The 21,109-nt window shown below is 52.9% G+C and carries 17 protein-coding genes; 9 read left to right on the forward strand and 8 right to left on the reverse strand.

Annotation, left to right across the window (positions count from 1 at the left end):
- Nucleotides 1-61 precede the first annotated feature (61 nt).
- The 8 genes from bluB to CX650_RS17135 form a co-directional block, all read right to left on the reverse strand.
- The gene (gene bluB, locus CX650_RS17100; RefSeq protein ID WP_101096503.1) at nt 62-796 is read right to left on the reverse strand and encodes a 5,6-dimethylbenzimidazole synthase; all 735 of its coding nucleotides are present in this window, start codon (nt 794-796) and stop codon (nt 62-64) included.
- A gap of 174 nt (nt 797-970) precedes the next feature.
- Nucleotides 971-2,959, reverse strand: coding sequence for a cation:proton antiporter domain-containing protein (locus tag CX650_RS17105; protein WP_101096504.1), 1,989 nt, complete (start codon nt 2,957-2,959; stop codon nt 971-973).
- A gap of 341 nt (nt 2,960-3,300) precedes the next feature.
- Entirely contained in the window at nt 3,301-4,305 is a 1,005-nt protein-coding gene (gene ruvB, locus CX650_RS17110; RefSeq protein ID WP_039032912.1) for a Holliday junction branch migration DNA helicase RuvB, read from the reverse strand.
- Nucleotides 4,306-4,340: 35 nt separating this feature from the next.
- The gene (gene ruvA / locus CX650_RS17115) at nt 4,341-4,958 is read right to left on the reverse strand and encodes a Holliday junction branch migration protein RuvA (protein ID WP_101096505.1); all 618 of its coding nucleotides are present in this window, start codon (nt 4,956-4,958) and stop codon (nt 4,341-4,343) included.
- The gene (gene ruvC / locus CX650_RS17120; protein ID WP_100143737.1) at nt 4,955-5,476 is read right to left on the reverse strand and encodes a crossover junction endodeoxyribonuclease RuvC; all 522 of its coding nucleotides are present in this window, start codon (nt 5,474-5,476) and stop codon (nt 4,955-4,957) included. The genes ruvA and ruvC overlap by 4 nt, the downstream gene beginning before the upstream one ends.
- 11 nt (nt 5,477-5,487) lie before the next feature.
- The gene (locus CX650_RS17125; protein WP_039032909.1) at nt 5,488-6,234 is read right to left on the reverse strand and encodes a YebC/PmpR family DNA-binding transcriptional regulator; all 747 of its coding nucleotides are present in this window, start codon (nt 6,232-6,234) and stop codon (nt 5,488-5,490) included.
- A 106-nt stretch (nt 6,235-6,340) separates the two neighbouring features.
- Entirely contained in the window at nt 6,341-8,122 is a 1,782-nt protein-coding gene (gene aspS, locus CX650_RS17130) for an aspartate--tRNA ligase (protein WP_039032908.1), read from the reverse strand.
- A 188-nt stretch (nt 8,123-8,310) separates the two neighbouring features.
- Entirely contained in the window at nt 8,311-11,118 is a 2,808-nt protein-coding gene (locus tag CX650_RS17135) for a diguanylate cyclase domain-containing protein (protein ID WP_373297497.1), read from the reverse strand.
- Nucleotides 11,119-11,273: 155 nt separating this feature from the next.
- Here CX650_RS17135 and cmoA point away from each other — a divergent pair, with 155 nt between their 5' ends.
- The 9 genes from cmoA to CX650_RS17175 all read left to right on the forward strand — a co-directional run bounded on the left by cmoA (nt 11,274) and on the right by CX650_RS17175 (nt 21,030).
- The gene (cmoA, locus tag CX650_RS17140; protein WP_039032907.1) at nt 11,274-12,005 is read left to right on the forward strand and encodes a carboxy-S-adenosyl-L-methionine synthase CmoA; all 732 of its coding nucleotides are present in this window, start codon (nt 11,274-11,276) and stop codon (nt 12,003-12,005) included.
- Nucleotides 12,002-12,970, forward strand: a complete 969-nt coding sequence (gene cmoB / locus CX650_RS17145; protein ID WP_101096506.1) for a tRNA 5-methoxyuridine(34)/uridine 5-oxyacetic acid(34) synthase CmoB — start codon at nt 12,002-12,004, stop codon at nt 12,968-12,970. The genes cmoA and cmoB overlap by 4 nt, the downstream gene beginning before the upstream one ends.
- Before the next feature lie 63 nt (nt 12,971-13,033).
- Nucleotides 13,034-13,798 (forward strand): ATP-dependent zinc protease family protein, encoded by a 765-nt coding sequence (locus CX650_RS17150; protein ID WP_039032905.1) that lies wholly within the window; start codon nt 13,034-13,036, stop codon nt 13,796-13,798.
- A gap of 8 nt (nt 13,799-13,806) precedes the next feature.
- Nucleotides 13,807-15,312 (forward strand): inactive transglutaminase family protein, encoded by a 1,506-nt coding sequence (locus CX650_RS17155; RefSeq protein WP_039032904.1) that lies wholly within the window; start codon nt 13,807-13,809, stop codon nt 15,310-15,312.
- Nucleotide 15,313: 1 nt separating this feature from the next.
- Nucleotides 15,314-16,261, forward strand: coding sequence for an alpha-L-glutamate ligase-like protein (locus CX650_RS17160; RefSeq protein ID WP_039032903.1), 948 nt, complete (start codon nt 15,314-15,316; stop codon nt 16,259-16,261).
- Entirely contained in the window at nt 16,233-18,071 is a 1,839-nt protein-coding gene (locus tag CX650_RS20250) for a M3 family metallopeptidase (protein WP_157823070.1), read from the forward strand. Before CX650_RS17160 ends, CX650_RS20250 begins: the two co-directional genes overlap by 29 nt.
- The gene (locus tag CX650_RS17165) at nt 18,031-19,101 is read left to right on the forward strand and encodes a DUF3541 domain-containing protein (protein WP_229799951.1); all 1,071 of its coding nucleotides are present in this window, start codon (nt 18,031-18,033) and stop codon (nt 19,099-19,101) included. The genes CX650_RS20250 and CX650_RS17165 overlap by 41 nt, the downstream gene beginning before the upstream one ends.
- A 58-nt stretch (nt 19,102-19,159) precedes the next feature.
- Nucleotides 19,160-20,056 (forward strand): LysR family transcriptional regulator, encoded by an 897-nt coding sequence (locus CX650_RS17170; RefSeq protein ID WP_028779246.1) that lies wholly within the window; start codon nt 19,160-19,162, stop codon nt 20,054-20,056.
- A gap of 428 nt (nt 20,057-20,484) precedes the next feature.
- Nucleotides 20,485-21,030: an NMCC_0638 family (lipo)protein gene (locus tag CX650_RS17175; RefSeq protein WP_101096508.1), complete on the forward strand. Its 546-nt coding sequence runs from the start codon at nt 20,485-20,487 to the stop codon at nt 21,028-21,030.
- The last annotated feature ends 79 nt before the right edge of the window (nt 21,031-21,109 follow it).

Here is a 21,109-nt window from a genome sequence, read left to right on the forward strand (position 1 = left end):
GGGCCACTCTTCAGTCTCATCAAGTAGTTACAGTCAAAACTGTCGCATTGAGTTGTGAAATCTATTCATATCCCTTTTCATGGAGATATTCAGCCAAAAGTTGCTCTGTTTGTTGCTGCTGGGTCGCTTTCCAGCCATCTTCATGGACAGCCAACTCAAGTGGTCGCCGTGGCAACCAGCCTTTACGTTCAAGCTCAGGGATATCGCTAAAGGCACTTACACGCCCCAGACACAGATAGGCGATAATTCTTATCTGCTCCGGGATCCCCAAGGTCTCACGCAGCACTTCATCGTCGAGAATACTGACCCAACCCACCCCAAGACCTTCCGCTCTGGCGGCAAGCCACAAATTTTGCACGGCACAAACCGCACTGTAGTTGTCCATTTCCGGTTTGATGGTGCGCCCAAGTACCACAGGCCCGCTGCGGCTTGGATCGCAAGTCACGCAGATACCCAAAGGCGCTTCAACAATACCTTCTAGTTTTAGTCGCTGATAATGGCGTCGTCTTTCACCACTGAACTGCTCGGCAGAACGCGCATTGGCGGCGTCAAACCCTTCTTTAATTGCCTGGCGCTTGGCGTCACTACGCACCAGAATAAAGTCCCAAGGCTGCATAAAGCCAACGCTGGGCGCATGGTGCGCGGCATCAAGGATCCGCTGTAAACTATCCTCGGCAACCGGTTTTGACAAAAATTGGCTACGTACGTCACGACGGGCAAATATCGCCTTGTAGAGGGCTTCTCTTTCTTGCAGAGAAAACGCCTGTGCTTCGGAGGAAACGGTAAAATCAGACATGGTTCACCTCTTTGATGACTGCAGTGCCCGGACTATAGCAGGCATTTTACTGATTGGGCCAATCCGACGTTCGCGGATTTGATGCCATATCAGCAAGCGCTTTATGGAAAAATACCAGGTCGTTTGAATGACCCGGTATTTTCAATACAGTTCAAGGCAAAGATTCAGGCTTTATCAGACACTCACTTCTCCACGATCTTGTTTATTGTCCGTGCCTCCGGCTTTTCCATCTTCATTGCCGTTCTTGCCTTGTTCATCAGATGCCGTTAATGCGGCTTGCTGCTCTTTTGCTTCCAGCTCTTTGGCCTTTTGCTCGGCTTCAGCCCTTGCCTGCTTGAGGGTTTCTTCAGCTTCCTTGAGTGCTGAAGCTTCTGCCATCGCCTCTTTAGGGATAAGGCTGATAAGTTCAATTCCCGTTGGCAAGTCTGTCGTGTTACCGGTCAACATAGTGACCTTGCCGTTTTTCAAATACATCAGTGGTACTACAGTTTCACCATAACGACGGTAAAAATCTATGTAGCCGAAGCTCTCCGTCAGATTAGTGCTCTTAAGCACTCCGCCCTTAGACATCAAGCTGGCCAGTTTAGCGTAGGAAACTGTCTCCCCGAATAGGCACATACGCTTCAAGTAAGATTCAGATAACTGATGGCGAGCGCTGGTACCGTTGTTCTCCGAGTTACTGAGACCATAAACCTTCTTCTGCCCGAGGATATCCTGGAAATGGAAATAGACCAAAGGATTGAGCTGACGATATGGGGAGAGGATCAGCACCTTACCGATACCGGTCAAATCCAGATAAGTGTCGGCATGTTCGGAAGCCGGATTACCGAAATAAACCGGAATATTATCCATTCGTGCCAAACGAATATTATCCCAGTTACTGTCGGCGAGGATGACCTTGATATCCTTGCTCTTGAGCACCTTGGCCAGTTCTCGGGAAAACTTGGAAGCGCCAAAGATAAGCAGGCCGCGGGCGGACCCCGCTTGTACCCCAAGCATATTGGCCCAGCGTCTGGCCGTGAGTGACTGGATCACAACCGTGCCTATGATGATTAAGAACACCAACGGCACTATAGTTTCAGCCCCGGGCACTTGCATCTTCTCCAGCTTGATGGCAAACAGTGATGACACTGCCGCCGCTACTATCCCTCTTGGTGCCACCCAGCTCAAAAACCACTTTTCAGGGCTACTAAGAGACGTTCCTATACCCGATAGCCAAATGCTCAGCGGCCTAGCCACCAAGAGTACCACTGCCAGTACCCCAAGACCGCCCAGCCCTAAGTCCAGCATGGCAGATGAGTCCAACCTGGCGGCGAGCAAAATAAACAGCGCCGAGATAAGCAGTACCGTTAGCGTCTCTTTAAACTCGAGAATATCGGCAATATCCACGCCGCGCATATTGGCCAGCCAAATCCCCATTACTGTCACTGTCAGCAGGCCGGACTCCTCCTGAAGCAGGTTCGAGCCGACAAAGACCCCGAGCATTATGGTTAACACTGCCGTATTGGTGAGATAATGAGGCAAGAGGTTACTTCTCAGCATCCGACCAACAAGATAACCGGCCAGAGCCCCCAGGCCCAGGCCTATCCCCAGCATGGAGCCGAGCGCCAGCAGTACATGCGCCGTCTGCCCGGCGCTGACAGTAATATACTCAAACACCAATACCGCCAGCATGGCGCCTATCGGATCTATGACTATCCCCTCCCAGCGCAGAATGCTGGCCAACTGAGACTTGGGTTTAACAGTTCTGAGCATGGGGACTATTACAGTCGGGCCGGTCACCACGACCAAGGCACCAAACAGCAACGCCAGCGGCCAGTCAAAGCTCAACAAAAAATGCGCCGCCGAGGCGATGCAGCCCCAGGTAATCAATGCCCCCACAGACACTAAATGCGTCACCATCCGGCCGTGATCTTTGATCTCCTTGAAGTTGAGTGTCAACGCCCCCTCAAACAGAATCACCGCCACCCCGAGGGAAATTATCGGGAACAGCAGATCACCGAAAATCGCGTCGGGATTAAGTAAACCCAGTCCAGGCCCCAGCAATAAACCACACAATAGCAGCGGCAATATCGCCGGCAGACGCATCCGCCAGCCAATCCACTGACACGCCAGAGACAAGACTCCTATCAACGCCAGCATAGCGGTGATTTTTTCAACCATAAATGAATCCTTTTGTTTGGCTCGCCCCGAAAGCCGTTCTACCATCAGCCCAGTAAAAGCCGCATTCGCATTATGAGCATATATGAGTTAACGAAATATGTACCAGCTTTGAATATCAATGATTTTCAAAAGCCGGTTATACAAGAACAAAATCTGATAAGAACTGGAAGATGCACATAATATTAAGCAAAAGTGCTTTTCCAAGGAAGTTGATAAGGCTGCAAAACTAACTTTATAAAAACAATAAGTTAACTATCGATTTTCAGTTTGCCAAGATGCAGGGTTTACCTATTTTGCGTGATTAGACAGGGAAAAGTCGTTAAGACCTTTCCCTTTTCTGACTATTCCGGCTTTATCATCTCAAAATGGCTGTAGGCCCTGGCAGTGGCTATCCTGCCCCTGGGAGTACGCTGGATAAAACCTTGCTGAATAAGAAATGGCTCCAGCACATCCTCTATGGTTTCCCGCTCTTCGCCTATAGCCGCCGCCAGGTTGTCGAGCCCCACTGGGCCGCCCATAAACTTGTCGATGATCGCCAGCAGCAACTTGCGGTCCATGTAATCGAAGCCTTCGCCGTCCACATCCAGCATATCCAGCGCTTGCTCGGCCACCAACTTGGTGATCCGGCCATCGTGTTTCACCTCGGCAAAGTCACGCACCCGTCTGAGCAGGCGGTTGGCGATCCGCGGGGTTCCGCGGGCACGGCGAGCGATTTCCCTGGCGCCGTCCGAGTCCATCTGCAGTTCCAACATCTTGGCAGAGCGGGCAACTATGGTGCTGAGGTCGTCCACATTGTAAAACTCTAGCCGCAGCGGGATCCCGAAACGAGCCCTTAACGGCGAAGTGAGCGCACCGGCGCGGGTGGTAGCGCCCACCAGGGTAAATGGCGGCAAGTCCAGTTTGATGGAGCGGGCCGCCGGGCCCTCGCCTATCATGATATCCAGCTGATAATCTTCCATCGCCGGATAGAGAATTTCTTCCACCACAGGGCTGAGACGATGAATTTCATCGATAAACAGGACATCGCCCGGCTCGAGATTGGTCAGCAATGCTGCCAGATCGCCGGCTTTTTCCAGCACTGGCCCCGAGGTGGACTTGATATTCACCCCCATCTCATTGGCCACTATCATTGCCAAGGTGGTCTTGCCAAGCCCCGGCGGGCCGTAGATCAACATGTGATCCAAGGCTTCCTGGCGGTTTTTGGCGGCTTGAATAAACACCTTGAGCTGAGCGCGAGCCTCATTCTGACCTGTATACTCGTCCAGCAACTTGGGACGCATTGCCCGATCGATAAGCTCCTCCTGAGGAGAGCTTTGGGGTTGGATCAGTCTGTCGGCCTCTATCATGCCTTTACCTTCATTCCTCAGTTATCCGCTCCATGTTACAGCATGGATTTGAGTGCGGCCTTGATCAGGGTTTCTGAATCTATGCCTTCAACAAAGGCGCTGGAAACCGCTTTGCTGGCCTGGGCGGGTTTATAACCCAAAGAGAGCAAGGCTGCAATGGCATCTTCTTCGGCGCTGTTGGGCGCTTCTGCCGGGGTAAAATTGGACTTGAGCACAAACTCACGCTCATTGCCGCTGGAGGCTTCCATCAGGCTCTTGAGCTTGTCGCGCATCTCAACCAATAAACGCTCGGCGGTCTTCTTGCCCACCCCCGGCAGTTTTACCAAAGTGGCGATATCATCGCGCTCGACACAGCTGACAAATTCCTGCGCCGTCAGCCCCGACAGTATGGTCAGCGCCAACTTGGGGCCGACCCCATTGGCCTTGATAAGTAACCTGAACAGCGCTCTTTCCTGCTTGGTAATAAAACCATACAGCAGCTGAGCATCTTCACGCACCACAAAGTGGGTATAGAGGGTTGCACTCTGTTGCAGTTCCGGCAGCTCATAAAAGCTGGTCAGCGGCATTTGCAGTTCATAGCCCACGCCATGCACATCCAACAACACTTCCGGAGCTTGCTTTTCCAGCAATATTCCCTGTAAACGCCCTATCATCTGTATCTTCCATAGCTGCGAGCCGTTGCCCGGCCGCCGAGGGCAACCAGACTCTGGCAAGTATGATAATGACACACGGCCACGGCGAGCGCATCTGCCGCATCCGCCTGCGGGGCGGCCGGCAGTTTGAGCAGCTGCTGGATCATGTGTTGTACCTGGGTTTTCTGAGCCCTGCCTGTCCCGACCACGGCGCTTTTGATCTGGGTTGCCGTGTATTCAGCCACCGGCAAATTCGCCGCAGTGGCGGCCACTATGGCCGCGCCTCTGGCCTGGCCCAATTTCAGCGCCGAATCGGCATTTTTGGCCAGGAACACTTTCTCAATGGCAAACTGCTCCGGCTGATATTGGCGGATAATCTCCGACAGGCCGTCGAATATCTGTTTGAGACGGGAGGGAAGGTCCTCGCAGCTGGTGCGAATGCAACCGCTGCCGAGGTAAATCTGGTGTCTTCCCTGACACTGGATCACGCCGTAGCCAGTGATCCGCGAGCCAGGGTCAACACCCAAAATAATCGCCATAGTCCGCCTTATCAGCCGAGGCGTTCCATCACATCATCGGCAATTTCCGCGTTGTGATAAACTTCCTGAACGTCGTCGTGATCTTCCAGTGTGTCGATAAGACGCAGGAACTTGGCGGCGGTATCTTCATCCAGATCGGCCTTGGTCGATGGCACCATGGTCACTTCAGCATTCACCGCTTCAACCCCAATCGCATCCAGCGCATCTTTTACCGCACCGAAATCGGCAGGTGCAGTGTATACATCCACAGAGCCATCATCATTGCTGACCACATCCTCGGCGCCGGCTTCCAGCGCGGCTTCCATGATGGCATCCTCATCAACGCCTTCTTCGTAGCTGATAACGCCCTGCTTGGTGAACAGATACGCCACTGAGCCGTCTGTGCCCAGGTTACCACCTGACTTATTGAAGGCGTTACGTACGCCGGTCACAGTGCGGTTGCGGTTGTCTGTCATGCACTCGACCATAACGGCGGTGCCGCCTGGGCCATAACCTTCATAAACCACGGTTTCCAGCGCCTGGCCGTCGAGCTCACCGGCACCGCGCTTAACCGCACGATCGACTGTGTCACGGGTCATGTTGTTGGACAGCGCTTTGTCGATAGCGGCACGTAAACGGGGGTTGGAATCCGGATCTGAGCCACCTTCGCGGGCTGAAACTGTCAGCTCGCGGATAAGTTTGGTGAACAGTTTACCGCGCTTGGCATCCTGAGCGGCCTTGCGGTGTTTGATGTTGGCCCATTTACTATGACCTGCCATAGGTATATCTCCTCTCAATACCGGCTTAAATTCAGACCGGTAAAAAAACAGACCGAGGCTTATGCCCCGGTTTGATTCACACTTTTATGACTTCAAGCTCAGTCATTCAGACTTCAGCTTTGTCGGCCGCCTTTTCAGCAACCTTGATACCCAATTCCACCAGTTGTTGTGGATTGGCCTCACCCGGTGCATTGGTCAGCGGGCAGGCTGCGGTAGTGGTTTTCGGGAACGCCATTACGTCACGAATCGAGCTGGCGCCTGTCATCAGCATTACCAGACGGTCGAGACCGAAGGCCAAACCTGCGTGCGGTGGTGTGCCGTAGCGCAGCGCTTCCAGCAGGAAGCCGAATTTTTCTTTGGCTTCTTCATCTGTGATCCCGAGAATACGGAATACTGTGGCCTGCATCTCCTGATTATGGATACGTACAGAGCCGCCACCGAGTTCGGTACCGTTGAGTACCATATCATAAGCGTCGGATACCGTCTCGGCCGGGTTGGCTTCCAGCTCGGCTGGAGTCACGCCCCGCGGCGCGGTAAACGGATGGTGCACTGCGTACAAACGACCATCGGCCTTTTCGAACATAGGGAAGTCCACCACCCACAGCGGAGCCCACTCGCCCTGGAGCAGGTTGAAATCTTCGCCCAGTTTCAGACGCAGCGCGCCCATGGCTTCGGCAACCACGTTGGCCTTGTCGGCACCAAACAGTATGATATCGCCGCTTTGCGCGCCGGTGCGTTCCAGCAGCGCCTTGACGATATCTTCATTGAGGAACTTGAGCACAGGTGACTGAATGCCTTCCATGCCTGCAGCCAGATCGTTGACCTTCATCCAGGCCAAACCGCGGGCACCGTAGATACCGACATACTTGGTGTAGTCGTCTATCTGCTTACGGGACAACTCGGCACCACCCGGCACCCGGATAACCGCCACACGGCCTTCGACATCGTTGGCCGGGCCGTTGAATACCGCAAACTCAACATCCTTGACCAGATCGGCCACGTCCACCAGTTCCAGCGGGTTACGCAGATCCGGCTTGTCGGAGCCGAAACGGCGCATGGCTTCGGCATAGGTCATGGTCGGGAATTCACCCAGGTCCACGTTGAGCAGTTCGAGGAACAGACTGCGCACCATCTCCTCGGTCTTTTGCATCACCTGCTCAGAGCTCATGAAAGAGGTTTCGATATCAATCTGGGTAAATTCAGGCTGACGGTCGGCGCGCAAGTCTTCGTCGCGGAAACATTTGACGATTTGGTAGTAACGGTCGAAACCGGACATCATCAACAGCTGTTTGAACAGCTGAGGCGACTGAGGCAAGGCAAAAAACTGCCCCTTGTATGTGCGGCTTGGCACCAGATAGTCACGGGCGCCTTCCGGCGTGGCCTTGGTCAGAATGGGGGTTTCGATATCCAAAAAGCCGTTGCTGTCCATAAAACGACGCACGGCACTGGTGACCTTGGCGCGGAAAATCAGTCGCTGGGCCATTTCCGGACGACGCAGATCCAGATAGCGATACTTGAGACGCTGCTCTTCGCTGTTGTTCTGGAAGTTATCCATACTCAGCGGCAGAGGGTCGGCGGCGTTGATTATAGTCAGTTCCTTACCCAGCACCTCAATTTCACCGGTACGCATATGGGCGTTGACCTGGCTGTCGGGACGGGCTCTGACCACACCTTTAACCTGGACACAGAATTCGTTGCGCAGTGTGCTGGCGACATCGAAAACCTCAGGCAAGTCCGGGTCATATACTACCTGGATCAATCCTTCACGATCCCGGAGATCCAAAAACACCACACCACCCAAGTCGCGGCTACGGTTTACCCAACCCACCAGGGTCACTTCTTGTCCAACGTGGGACTTGTTTACGTCCCCACAATAATGACTGCGCATCTGCTTTATATCCTTTATTCCGGCCTGCTGAGCTCTGGAACGATTCAACACGATAAGAGCGGCATTATAGAGAAAATCTGCCGCTTACCAAAGTACTTCACTTTCAGACGGTGAAGTATCAAACAGTTTGCTCCCTTTGACCAGTGGCTGAAACCAGGTCAAGGCACGAGCGTTCAAAATAACAACAATCAGGCACTGCGATAACAGTTACCGCCGCCCTTCTTGGCGCGATACATGAGTTGATCGGCCCGTTTGAGCAGTTCGATGGCGTTGTCACCATCCATCGGATACACGCTGATCCCGATACTGAGCGACAACTGCACACTGATATCTTGCCACTTAAGAGGTCCTGCCAGCGATTGGATCAAGTTTTCCGCCACCTGGCAAACAGCATCGAAATCCTGAATCCGATTGAGGATCACCACAAATTCGTCGCCACCAAAGCGTACCAGGGTATCAGATTTGCGAATAACAGTAGCCAAGCGTTCCGTTACTTGTACCAGCATTCTATCCCCAACCTCATGGCCATAGGTGTCGTTAATGGCCTTAAAGCCATCGACACCCAAAAACAGCACAGCAAAGCGCTCCTGCTCTCTGGCATGTTGCAAAAACGCCTGCTCCAGCCTGTCATCGAGTAGCGCCCTATTGGGTAAGCCGGTGAGCGGATCGTGATTGGCAAGATGCTTCATCTTGAGCTCGGCCTCGCGCCTTAAGCTCGTTTCCCGGCTGAGGCGCCGATTGAGCTGCAACACCAGCAGTGCAATAAACAGCGCAATCAAGAGTGCCAGCAGAAAATAGCCAAGCCACTCCTTATATTGTTGGCTCTTGTCGGTAATCACAGTGCCAATCCATTTTTCATGGATCCTTTGCCTTTGGCTGTCATCTATACCGCTTATTACCCGGTTAATCAAAGGCACCAAAGGTTTGTAGCCTGACGTGACGCCAATATGGCTCTTTTGATCGGCCATATCGGTTATCAGGTTCATCTTCAGTGCCGGATATTGCCCGGTAGAAAGTGCCGAGGCCAGCGATATCACTTTATCGATAAAGAGATCCGCCCTTCCCTGGTTGACCGCCTCCAATCCTTCACGCATGCCGGGCACCAATACCGGGATTATCCCCTGGCTCTTGGCCATAAGTTCACCGGCGAGCTGATAACCTTCAACAATCGCCACCCGCTGGCCATTGAGTTGCCCCAGGCTATAAAGATTCAGATGATTTACAGTGGATACCATGGCCCAGGGCGATGGCCAATAACCATCGGAAAAAGCCAGCGCAGCATCTTGCTCATCCCTCGCCGCCAGGCTGGCGGCCATCACCACATCGCCGCTGCCAAGCGCCTTGAGGAGATCGCGCCACTCATCGAAAGCCACGGGCGCGAGTTTAAGCCGCAACTGTTGCGCCACCCTGGTCATCACGTCGGCATTAATTCCGGCAAACTGCCCCTGGTCATCCTTGAATTCAAAGGGCGGCCAATCCTTGAGATAGCCCACTTTAAGCTCGGGCAAGCTTTCAAGATAGCGCTGCTCTATCTGGGTCAATGGCAGCCGACTCTGCTCCTTGTTGTAAACATGATCGTCACCATTGAGCATCCATTTGTTTTCCAGCGCCGCCAACTCGTCGCGGGTCAACAGATTAAAGCCCGCGCTCAGTCTTTGGGTCAGGCCATGGTCCTGCCTGCGGGTCAACACATAGATATCTGAGCTGAATTGCAAGGCTTTTGCTTGCTGGTAACCGGCCCAGAGTCCATGAGTCAACAGGTAGTGCTGAGTCCAGGCCGAGGGCGAGACGAAGCCTGAGATATCACCGCGGTCGGCGGCATTGACCATGGCATCGAGAGAGTCGAAATATTTGAGCTGTACCTTGGGCAAGGCCTGTTTCAGCTCTGTGATATAAGGTGATGACGGGAAAATGCCTAAGCGTTTGCCGTCCAAAAGTGCAGGCGAATCCACCACCTGCCCTTTGAGAAATAACCGACTGTTTTGGGTGTGCAAGTGCCAGGCCCGCTTGAGTCCTGAGCTGAGGTCATCACTTTCCGGATAGCCTATATGGGCATCAACAATCCCCTGCTTGACCTGCTCCAGAGTGCTGTTCATGCTACCGGCAACAAACTCCACCGGCACCCCGGTTTTGGCAGACCATTTGTGCCAGATATCCACATACAGACCATGGGGTAAACCATCCGGGCCAAGATCGGAAAACGGCTCCATATTCAGTGGCATGGCAACCGTGATCCCATGCTGATCGGTGCGATAGCCCAGCCAGCGCCTTTGAGTCTGGACGATAAACTCAGGAGTGATCTGGGCAAAGCCACTATCGATTTCGGCCACCAAGGCCTGCCTGCCCTTGGCAACAGCCGGCGCCACCGGCGAATGCTTTATCAGCATCCGGTTGGCAGTTGGATATTGCTGGGCAATACTGCGCGCCAATTGCCGATCACGAAGATACCCTTCCATGCCGGCAAACACCTTGATCTCTCCGCGGGATACCGCCTTGAGCAAAGCGTCGCGACCTGGGTATAAGGCAAATGAAAGGCCGGACTGCTGAGCCTTAAGATCCGATTCGTGGGACGAGCCTGTGACTATCCCTATCCGATACGGCAGCAGCTCATCGAAACTGTCCTTGCGTCTTAGTTCAGAGTGCAGATAAAGGTAGGTGTCAATACGACTGATGGGCTTGGCAAATTCAAACTCGGCTTCGCGCTCCGGGGTCAGCGCCAACGCCAGGTGCACATCCGCCTTGCCTTCTTTGAGCTGTTTCAAAGAGTCGTTCCAGTGCCGTGCCACTAGTGTGATGGGTCTTTGATTGATCCGGCTCCATTCCTGCCAAAGGTCAACCAATATCCCCCGTGGCTGGCCGGCATCATCAACAAATTGGTAGGGATAGCTGTCCTCCCCCATGACTATGACAAGAGGGGGGGCAGAAGACAGATCTTGGGTGGCCGCTTCCAGCGGCAGACATACGAGCACCCACAATAGACTCAAAAGAGAGGTCAGCGATTTCAAGTGCTTATTTCCTGATAAGGCGATGTAATTATTTTGTTATTCCCCATCATTAGACAAAAAATTTGCGTCAATTACCAGAGCACACTTGCTGCTTTCAGGCGGGATTCGGTAAAATACGTCACTGATTTTCCCGCACAAGATTTCAGATGAACACTTCTCAAGACACCATATATGCAACTGACTGCGGTCAGGTCTCAGACTTTGCTTTTGATGATAGGGTGGCCGGCGTATTCAGCGATATGATCCGTCGCTCTGTGCCGGGTTACGGCCAGATCATCAACACCATAGGCGATTTCGCCGAACGCTTTGTGACACAAGACAGTAAAGTCTATGATTTAGGGTGTTCTCTTGGCGCGGCGACTTTAAGTATTCGTAGGCGTATTGAAGGCAAGGGCTGCGAGATTATCGCCGTCGACAACTCACCGGCGATGACCGAGCGCTGTCAGGAGTATCTCAATGCTTATGTCAGTGATACCCAAGTGCAGCTTATTTGTGGTGATATTCGTGATGTCGCCATCGAAGACGCCTCCTTGGTGGTACTCAACTTTACCTTGCAGTTTCTGCCACCCGAGGATCGCGATACCCTGATCCAGAAAATATATGCCGGCTTACGCCCCGGTGGTGCCTTGGTACTGTCGGAAAAAATCCGCTTCGGCGATGAAGTTATCCAGCAAGTACTGGATGAACATCATCTGGATTTCAAACGCGCCAATGGCTATAGCGAGTTGGAGATCAGCCAAAAGCGCAGCGCACTGGAAAACGTGATGAAACCCGATCAACTCGACAATCACTACAACAGATTATCCCAGGCCGGTTTTGGCCATTACGGTGTCTGGTTCCAGTGCTTCAATTTCACATCCATGGTAGCTATCAAGTGATCAGTTTCAGTAATTTCTATCAACAGATTGCCGATTCCAATCTGCAGCATTGGCTGGAAACACTGCCGGCCAAACTCGGCGACTGGCAAAGAGAACACAAACACGGCGCCCTGCCCAAGTGGGAAAAAGTACTCGCCAAGCTCAACTACCCCACCCCCGACCGTCTGGATTTCAAAGACAGTGTCACCATAGGTTCAGGTGAGCAATTGGCAACAGGGCAGCGGGAAAAGCTGGAAAACCTGCTGCAGTTACTGCATCCCTGGCGCAAGGGACCATTTCATATTCACGGCATTCATATCGATACCGAATGGCGCTCTGATTGGAAGTGGGAGCGCGTCGCGCCCCATATCAGCCCGCTGGCAGGTAGAACCGTGCTGGATGTAGGCTGCGGCAGCGGCTATCACATGTGGCGCATGTATGGTGAAGGCGCCAAAATGGTGGTCGGTGTCGATCCCTCCTCACTGTTTTTATGTCAGTTTGAAGCGGTCAAACGCCTGGCCGGCGGGACTCCGCCGGTACATCTGCTGCCTTTGGGTATAGAAGAACTGCCGCCACTGGACGCCTTCGATACTGTGTTCTCCATGGGGGTGCTGTACCACAGGCGCTCACCAATTGACCACTTGTTGCAATTGCGTGATCAATTGCGAACCGGAGGTGAACTCGTGTTGGAGACTTTGGTCATAGAAGGTGATGAAAATGCCGTACTGCTGCCACGGGATAGATATGGAAAGATGAATAATGTATGGTTTATTCCGTCCGTTGCCGCGTTGCAACTCTGGCTTGAGAAGTGCGATTTTCGTGAGGTTCGCTGTGTCGACGTCGATGTCACTTCACTGGCCGAGCAACGCTCCACGCCTTGGATGCGCAACGAATCTCTGGTGGATTACCTCGATCCGACCGACATCAATTTAACAGTGGAAGGTTACCCCGCTCCCAAACGGGCTACCTTTATCGCGATTAAGTAAATCGAGCTCACCGAGCCCTATATAAAAGTGACGCAATCTGGAAAACAGAATACAGGAAGCAACATGTTGAAACAGACGATTTCAATCGCCGTCATGGCCTCCATGGCAACACTTGCCGGCGGCTGCGCCAGCACTCAGGAAGTGGCCAATGCCCCGGTGCCGGTCGACGCCCAGACCTTGCAGTCCAACCTCGCCTCTCAGGAAGCCAGCATAGTCAATGTGATTGCTCAGGCGCAGAATCAACAGCAACAGCATCTGGATGCCTTGAATACTCAGCTTCAGAGTTTGCAACAGCAGATGAAGAAACTGCAGCAGCCCCCCAAGGAAACCATCAAGGAAGTACAGGTGCCTGCGCCCTGCGAAGCTTCACCTATTGGCGACAAATATATTCTCGGTGAAGTCGAAAGCGTCTTTATCGATGAATTGAATGCCAGTTTCGACACCCGTATCGATACCGGCGCCGAATCTTCGTCACTCGATGCCCGCAACATAATTCTGTTTGAGCGTGACGGCGCCCAGTGGGTTAGATTCGATGTGATGATCAATGGCGCAGATGCACCGGGAAAAACCTTCGAATCCAAGGTGGTGCGTTTTGTGCGTATCAAACAAGAGGCCGATGAAAAGGACGATCGTCGTCCGGTAATCCACGCCCACCTCAAAATAGGCAAATATGCCGCCGAAACCGATCTTAACCTTACCGACCGCAGTCACCTCGAATATCCTTTGCTGCTTGGCCGCAAGTTTATGAAAGACATAGCCGTTGTCGATGTAGGCCAAGCCTATCTGCATGGCAAAGCCAAAGACTTAGTGATTTCGAGCCATAAATAGGAGCGGTAATGCATTCACGGAAACCTTTCTACCTGGTGGTAGCTCTGCTGTTTATTGTTGGGCTAAGCGCCAGTATTTATCGTGGTATTGAACACAATGTGCCCTTCCTGCCCGGTGAGCAGGTGCAAAGTTGGGCTGTCGATGCCAAGGTGAGTTTTCAGGGCACGGGTGGCCCGGCAGAAGTCTCTTTCTCCCTGCCACAAGACCCGGCATTTGAAGTCTTGATGGAAAATGCCACCTCCCCGGGTTATGGCCTGACTATCAGCAACAATGAACAGGGCCGCCGCGCGCTTTGGTCGATTCGTCAAGCCAATGGCCAACAGGACCTCTACTACAAGGTCACCCTGATCCCCACAGGCCGAGAAGAACTCAAGGCACAGGAAGAACCCCTGCCGCCGGCACCTTATATCTGGTCTGCGACCGAGAAAGCCGCCGCCGAACAGGTGATGGACGAAGCCTGGGCCCGCAGTGCCGGTAACCTCTCTTTTGCCCGTGAGATCATGCGCGCCATTGCCGGCCGTGATCGCAGTCAGAACATAGAGCTGCTGCTGTCGGCCAACTCACCCACCAAACTGTTTGTCCATATGCTCAATAGCCGCGGTATTCCAACTCAGGAAGTCAATGGTCTGTATCTGGAAGATCAGCGTCGTCGGCAGCAACTGTCTCCCTTTGTCGAAGTCTATCAGGACGGTAAATGGCACCTGTTCGATCTGGTCAAAGGCACAGAGGGCCGTCCGGAAAACATGGTGCTGTGGGAGCGCAATGGCAAATCGGTATTGGACGTACTGGGTGGCAGCAACTCCCAGGTCAACTTCTCCATGCTGAAAGACACACGTTCAGCCCTGGCGACCTCCATTGATATGATGGCCAAAAACAGCGCCTTCGACTTCTCTCTCTACCAACTGCCGCTGGAAGAGCAGAGCCTGTTCAAGGGGATTTTGCTGATCCCCATCGGAGTGCTGATGGTGGTATTCCTTAGGGTTATCATAGGAATAAAGACTTCAGGTACCTTTATGCCTGTGCTTATCGCCCTGGCCTTTATCCAGACCACACTGCTGACCGGCCTGATAGGTTTCCTGCTGATTGTGGCCTTTGGCTTGATGATCCGCTCCTATCTATCGCATCTGAACCTGTTGCTGATTTCGCGAATATCGGCGGTGATCATAGTGGTGATAGGCATTATTGGCCTGTTTACCCTGCTGTCGTACAAGTTTGGCCTCAGTGAAGGCCTGACTATCACCTTCTTCCCGATGATCATTCTCGCCTGGACCATTGAACGTATGTCTATCCTCTGGGAAGAGGAAGGCGCCAAAGAGGTGATGGTGCAAGGTGGCGGTTCACTTCTGGTAGCCACTCTGGCTTATCTGGCCATGAGCGCCACTTGGGTACAGCACTGGGTGTTCAACTTCCTGGGTATTCATTTGGTGATCCTGGCGCTGGTGCTGCTGATGGGTCAGTACACGGGTTATCGACTGCTGGAGCTCAAGCGCTTCAAGCCACTGGCAGGAGAATAAAATGAATTTTGCCTGGCCATGGCAGCTACGCCGCGCTGGCGTGCTGAATATGAACAAGCGCAATATCGACTATATTGGCCGCTACAATCCGCGCAAGTTTTACAAACGGGTGGACGACAAGCTCACCACCAAGCAACTTGCGCTTGCCAATGATATTGCCGTGCCCGATCTCATAGGTGTGGTGCGCGAGCAACACGGTATCAATAGCATTCCCGAGCAGGTAAAAGATCGCAGTGGCTTTGTGATCAAACCCTCCAAAGGCTCGGGCGGCAAAGGGATCTTGGTGATCACCCATGTGGAGAATGGTCGCTTCTATAAGCCCAATGGCAATGAAGTCACCCCGAGCGAGGTCGACCGCCACGTTTCCAACATCCTCAGCGGTCTGTTCTCCCTCGGTGGCAAGCCGGATGTGGCCATTATCGAGGGCTTGATTGAGTTCGATCCCGTCTTCGATGGCTTCAGCTATGAAGGGGTTCCGGATATCCGCCTGATAGTGTTCAAGGGGTTTCCTGTGATGGGAATGCTCAGATTGTCCACCGCCGCTTCCGATGGCAAGGCCAACCTGCACCAGGGCGCGGTTGGTGTCGGCTTGGATATCGCCACCGGCCGCGGTCTGCATGCGGTGCAGTTTGACCGCCCGGTCGATTTGCATCCGGACACGGGGCGTAACCTGATTGAAATCGAGGTGCCCCACTGGGATACCTTGCTGCACACGGCCTCGAGCGCCTATGAGATGTGCGAACTGGGTTATCTGGGAACCGATATGGTACTGGATCAAAACAAGGGACCACTGCTGCTGGAGCTCAACGCCCGTCCCGGGCTTGCTATCCAGATAGCCAATGGCATGGGGATATTGCCAAGGCTGCAGCATGTGGAAAGAATGACAGGCAAACCCATGTCAGTGGAAGAACGGGTCGCTTATGCCAAGAAGCACTTTGCCAGCCGCTAACTCCGGCCTGAGTCCATCTCGCCTCAAGTCCAGACTGCCACTGTCGGTGTTGGCTTCCCTGCTGGCATCGACAATGGCCTCGGGCATTTACCCCGCCCTGGCCGCGCCTAATGCCGTCCCCTTGCTGACGGCTCAATGTGTCGAATACAGCAACAATTTTCAACCTGAATTTCAGGATCTGCAGCTGCTGGAGCGGCAAACCCTAGGGCTGCACAATATCAATGACCGCCTCGGTTATTATCGGAGTTTCCCCCTGTCAGCGGCACAGCATGAGCTGCTGTTGCAATGTCAGTTGAAACTGGCCGACACCATGGATAGATTCCTGAGCGAACCGGCGCTGACAAGCCTGACATCCGAACTGACCCAGGATGATGAGCCACAGCTTCAGGCATTGGCCCAGAGGTTGGACTGGTTGATGCAGCAACATCTGGGCATAGAGGAAAAGGCCCGTCTTCATGGCGCCCAGGCCAGCATTCGCCAGGGAATGCGCAGTGACGATCTCAAGCTGGAGTTGGGACAATGCGCCCTGCCCGGCATGCAACAGGCTCTCAATCCCGAAGATAATTCAGCGGAGCAGGAAGCCGCTCAATCAGCCCAAAAGCCCGGCTTTTTTGCAGTCAATATCGCCTCTTACTTGATGCAACAGGCCAATAGTGATTGTCGCGCCAAGGTTTGGCGCACTTATCAGGGCCGCGCCAGATTACGCAATCAACTGCCGCTGTCATCCATTTTTGCCCTCAGACAGGAGCAAGCCAAGGCGCATGGTTACCCGAGCTACAGTGATTTTATCCTCAGTACTCAGTTGCTGAGCACGCCAAGCGATGTGGCCAGGTTTCTCAATGCCAGCACTCAAAAACTGGATTACGCCCCTTGGGATCTGGGCCGTGAGTTACAACAGGCCCACTCGACCGAAATGGTCGCGCTCAAAGGCTCTGAAGTACTAAAAGCCCTGTTTGACCATCTCAAACCGCTGGGATTAACCGCAGAGCAGATTAACGACGACTGGCTCAGGGTGTATCACCATGGTCGGCTGCTGGGTGAACTGCTTATCAGCGAAGGCAAACACAACCGCCATAAAATGCTGCGCCGCGCTGTTGTCGGCCAACAAACCGGCCAGAGCGAGCTGGTGCTTAAGCCTCAGCAACTTAGGCTAAAAGATTATCAGACCGCAGTTTCTTCCCTGAGCGCCGCCATAGCCCAACTCAGTGGCGGCGGCCGTTATTATCTCAACAACAGTCTGGAGTTGCCTCAGGATGGCGCCGGAGTGGGCAAAGCCTGGCTGGAACGCTATCTGAGCGGCGCCTTTGCATTTTCACTCAAGCCGGCTCCCGGCTCGCGCGAACAACTGGCCGAAGAATACCAGCAGCAGCTCAAGGTGTTTCGTGCCAAAGTGGCCCTCGCCAGCTTTGAAGCCTTTGGCAACAGCCAATACCCACAGCTGCACAAGGCGTTTGAAGCCAGTTTTAATGGCTCCTGGCCCGAAGTCAGTGATTATAGCTACAGCTTTGGCGCCATCAGCGATCAGGGGCCGCTCTATTATCTATGGCTCTGGCAACAGCAACTTGCCAAAGCCATAGATGTTCACACCCGGGGCTGCAACCCGGCGCAACTATTTGATCTCTTGCTGGTCAACGAATCAGCCCAACCTATGGCCGCCCGTTTGCAAAGCCTGTTTGGCGCTGCCGATGCGGCCACACTCATCCGGAGGATACGCGATGCCAATACTCAAGAGAACCGGTCAACTGACACTTGCCCTCTGCCTGGGAGTGATGAGCAGTACCCTGGCCGCCAAGAGCCAGCCCAGCGCTGATGAGGTTTATCAACGCATTCAGCAGAATCTGGAGCAACATCTCTACCAGCTGCCCCCAAGGGTGCAGGGCCATTACGGGATCCGCCTCTATCGGATGACAGGTGACGAGCAGTACGCCAACGCCGCCTTGGTGGATCTGTTTGCGGTTACTGAAGCGCAAAGCTTCTATGCCTGCCAACTGGACGACCCTGAATTTGTCAAAAGTGAATCGCTCAAGGCGATATCCCAACTGGGCAATGGCCCCCGGGCCAAGGCACGCAAAAAAGCGCTCAAACCCTTCCCCGAATTTCTGTTTTATACCGATGTGCTGCTGCGCTACGCCAGCCGTATAAATGAGTTTGGTTTTACCGGCCCCTGCCACGACAAGTTGCTCAAAGGGCTCAAAAGTACAGATCTGGAGCACGGCCTGACCGACGAAGCCATGATTGAAGCCTGGGCGGCGCAGCTGATCAATTATGTTTACTGGGCCAAGCAACTTGGCGTTGGCGATTACCTGGAAGACTACAAAGCCGCCTTCAAACGTGTCTACCCGGATGCCGAGGATGGCAAGCTCAGTAAGGCACAATATCGCAATAAGCTCTATGGCATGACTCACTTTATCTTCGCCGCCAGTGAATACTATCAGCACCCGGTAGATGCCAAGGAGTTCGCCTGGATCCTCGACTACTTCGAAGCCAACCGCCAGCGGATCCTCAGTGATGCCACCGACGATATTATTGCCGAAGTAGGAATAAGCTATCTGCTCGCCGGCAAGGACAAAGATCATCCCATGGTGAAAGCCACCCAGGCGCACATCATCAAGTCCTTCGATCCTGAGGTAGACTTTATTCGCTCCCCTAAAGGTAACCCGGCGCTGGCCCTGGGGGAACACCGTAATGTGCTGGCGATGATGCTGCTCAAATGGCCGGAAAAACTGCATAAAGGCCCCTATTTGAGTGAGCTCAAGGCGACCCGGAAATACCTGCCGATGCAGGTGACGCCACTCGAGTCGGTCAAACAGGCGACCGAGTCGACGAAAAAGGCTAAATAGTTTGAAAAACTGGCAGTTTCCACCCATGATAGGCCGAAATCTGACGAGTTTTTAGAAAATGAACAGACCCAAGTCCACATTGGAACAGTGGCGGATCCTGCAGGCCGTCGTCGACTTCGGTGGTTACGCCCAGGCCGCCGAGCAGCTCAACAAGAGCCAATCATCCCTCAACCATGCTGTGGCCAAGCTGCAGCATCAGTTGGGGATCCAACTCCTCGAAGTGCGTGGCCGCAAGGCCTATCTGACCGAATGCGGCGAAGTATTGCTGCGCCGCTCTCGTCACGTCACTCAAGCTGTGGGGGAATTGGAGCAGCTCGCCAGCAATCTGGAACAGGGCTGGGAGCCGAGTCTGAGTATCGCCAGGGAGCTGGTCTACCCCATGGAAACCCTGACCGAGGCGCTGGCCGCCTTTCTGCCCCAAAGCCGCGGAACCCGGGTCACAGTGCGGGACACAGTGATCAGCGGCACCCAGGAGATGATCAAAAACCATCAGGTGGATATTGCGATTTGCGGTACCCCGCCCATGGGTTATATCTCTGAGCCCCTTTGCGACTTGGACTTCTACCTGCTCTGCCACCCTTCCCATCCGCTGGCGGCTCAAGTGGAAATTGAAGATGACAGAGTGCTGGCCCAGCATCTGCAAATTGTGATCAAAGATACCGGCGTCAATAGTCAGCAGGAAATCGGCTGGCTCAAGGCCGAGCAGCGCTGGACCGTCAGCAACTTCCACGAAGCCAAGGTGATCCTGGCCAAAGGCATAGGTTTTTGCTGGATCCCGGCGCATCTGGTAAAGCAGGAGCTGGAAAATGGAGAGTTGGTACGGCTCAGTCTCAAAGGTTCCAGCAGCCGCAAGATACTGCTCAGTCTGGTGGTGCCACAGAGAGATAAACAAGGCCCGGCCTGTAAGCTGCTGGAATCACTGATCCTGGCTCAACATAAATCTGGCTCAGTATAAATCTGAGCTCATTATAAATAGTAAGAAACGGAGCAACTTCATCTTTACCCTGTGTCCGTAAGGTATGACGTCACGAATATCAGTTAGAAAGTGACTCGAACTGCTCCGGAAGCACACCATAACGCTGGTTTTTCACACAGTATTATTGAGGTTTTGACAAAAGCCCCGGAAATTTTAAGATAATCTGGCGCATTATTTCTGTAACATCACAGAAAATATCATTAAAGTCATATAGATATAAAACACTGTTAGTAGATAATAGGTTTGGAAACCGCGTATGTGCGTTTAGCTGCGAGGGATATTAGGACTAAAGCCTATTTAACCAATCGATACAAATAGATAGGATACAAAAAAATAGCGATGCGCGTTTCACTCCTCCGAGGACTAAAACGCGTAAGCGTACTATACAACTGTTAGGCATACGGAATATGAATCGAGTTAAGTCTTATATTATTGCAATTTTTCTAGTATCAGTTGCTGGGTGTAAATCAACTTCAGAAAAAGAAGATGAAAGTCTTGCTTTACGAAAATCAACACCAATTCAACTGTTCATGGGGACATGTGTAGTTGGTCGCCAAAGCCCAGCGGCTCTTGAAGAGTCAGCTAAAAGAAAAGGTTTCGTACTCGCTCCTAAACAAATTGCTCAAAATTACTTAAAGGGCAATGCTGGTAAAGCGTGGCACTTGAATAATAGTGAGGGTAGTTTCGGGTTAGCACTACTGCAAAATAAACTTTGTTCCCTATACGTACATCAAGGTGACCCAAATACTATTCAAGCGGGCATGGAGGCTTGGTTACCACCCAAAGGTAGCGGTTTTACATATAAAAAAGAACTAATTTCTCAATCTGCCAACCTGAGTACAACTTCATATACATTGTATCAAGGCAGTAGTTTTCTAGAGCAATGGGTAATAACAATAAATAGTGCTAAACCTAGTGATTTAGTTGCTGTAATGTCATACAAAGGCGTCTAGTATGCCTTGCGAGAATATGGACACCCAGCGTTAATGATGCGGAAGTAAACCCCCGACTATGCTTTGTTAAGCATTTAAC

The organism is Shewanella indica (assembly GCF_002836975.1).
In the GTDB taxonomy this organism is placed as follows: Bacteria; Pseudomonadota; Gammaproteobacteria; order Enterobacterales; family Shewanellaceae; genus Shewanella; species Shewanella indica.

Excerpts from the sequence above, each read along its gene's own strand:
- CX650_RS17155 (WP_039032904.1), top strand. The coding sequence starts at position 13,807 with ATGCATTCACGGAAACCTTTCTACCTGGTGGTAGCTCTGCTGTTTATT.
- ruvC (WP_100143737.1), bottom strand. The coding sequence starts at position 5,476 with ATGGCGATTATTTTGGGTGTTGACCCTGGCTCGCGGATCACTGGCTAC.
- ruvB (WP_039032912.1), bottom strand. The coding sequence starts at position 4,305 with ATGATAGAGGCCGACAGACTGATCCAACCCCAAAGCTCTCCTCAGGAG.
- CX650_RS17125 (WP_039032909.1), bottom strand. The coding sequence starts at position 6,234 with ATGGCAGGTCATAGTAAATGGGCCAACATCAAACACCGCAAGGCCGCT.
- CX650_RS17170 (WP_028779246.1), top strand. The coding sequence starts at position 19,160 with ATGAACAGACCCAAGTCCACATTGGAACAGTGGCGGATCCTGCAGGCC.
- CX650_RS17105 (WP_101096504.1), bottom strand. The coding sequence starts at position 2,959 with ATGGTTGAAAAAATCACCGCTATGCTGGCGTTGATAGGAGTCTTGTCT.
- CX650_RS17175 (WP_101096508.1), top strand. The coding sequence starts at position 20,485 with ATGAATCGAGTTAAGTCTTATATTATTGCAATTTTTCTAGTATCAGTT.
- CX650_RS17160 (WP_039032903.1), top strand. The coding sequence starts at position 15,314 with ATGAATTTTGCCTGGCCATGGCAGCTACGCCGCGCTGGCGTGCTGAAT.
- aspS (WP_039032908.1), bottom strand. The coding sequence starts at position 8,122 with ATGCGCAGTCATTATTGTGGGGACGTAAACAAGTCCCACGTTGGACAA.
- bluB (WP_101096503.1), bottom strand. The coding sequence starts at position 796 with ATGTCTGATTTTACCGTTTCCTCCGAAGCACAGGCGTTTTCTCTGCAA.
- CX650_RS20250 (WP_157823070.1), top strand. The coding sequence starts at position 16,233 with ATGCCAAGAAGCACTTTGCCAGCCGCTAACTCCGGCCTGAGTCCATCT.
- CX650_RS17165 (WP_229799951.1), top strand. The coding sequence starts at position 18,031 with ATGAGCAGTACCCTGGCCGCCAAGAGCCAGCCCAGCGCTGATGAGGTT.
- ruvA (WP_101096505.1), bottom strand. The coding sequence starts at position 4,958 with ATGATAGGGCGTTTACAGGGAATATTGCTGGAAAAGCAAGCTCCGGAA.
- cmoA (WP_039032907.1), top strand. The coding sequence starts at position 11,274 with ATGAACACTTCTCAAGACACCATATATGCAACTGACTGCGGTCAGGTC.
- CX650_RS17150 (WP_039032905.1), top strand. The coding sequence starts at position 13,034 with ATGTTGAAACAGACGATTTCAATCGCCGTCATGGCCTCCATGGCAACA.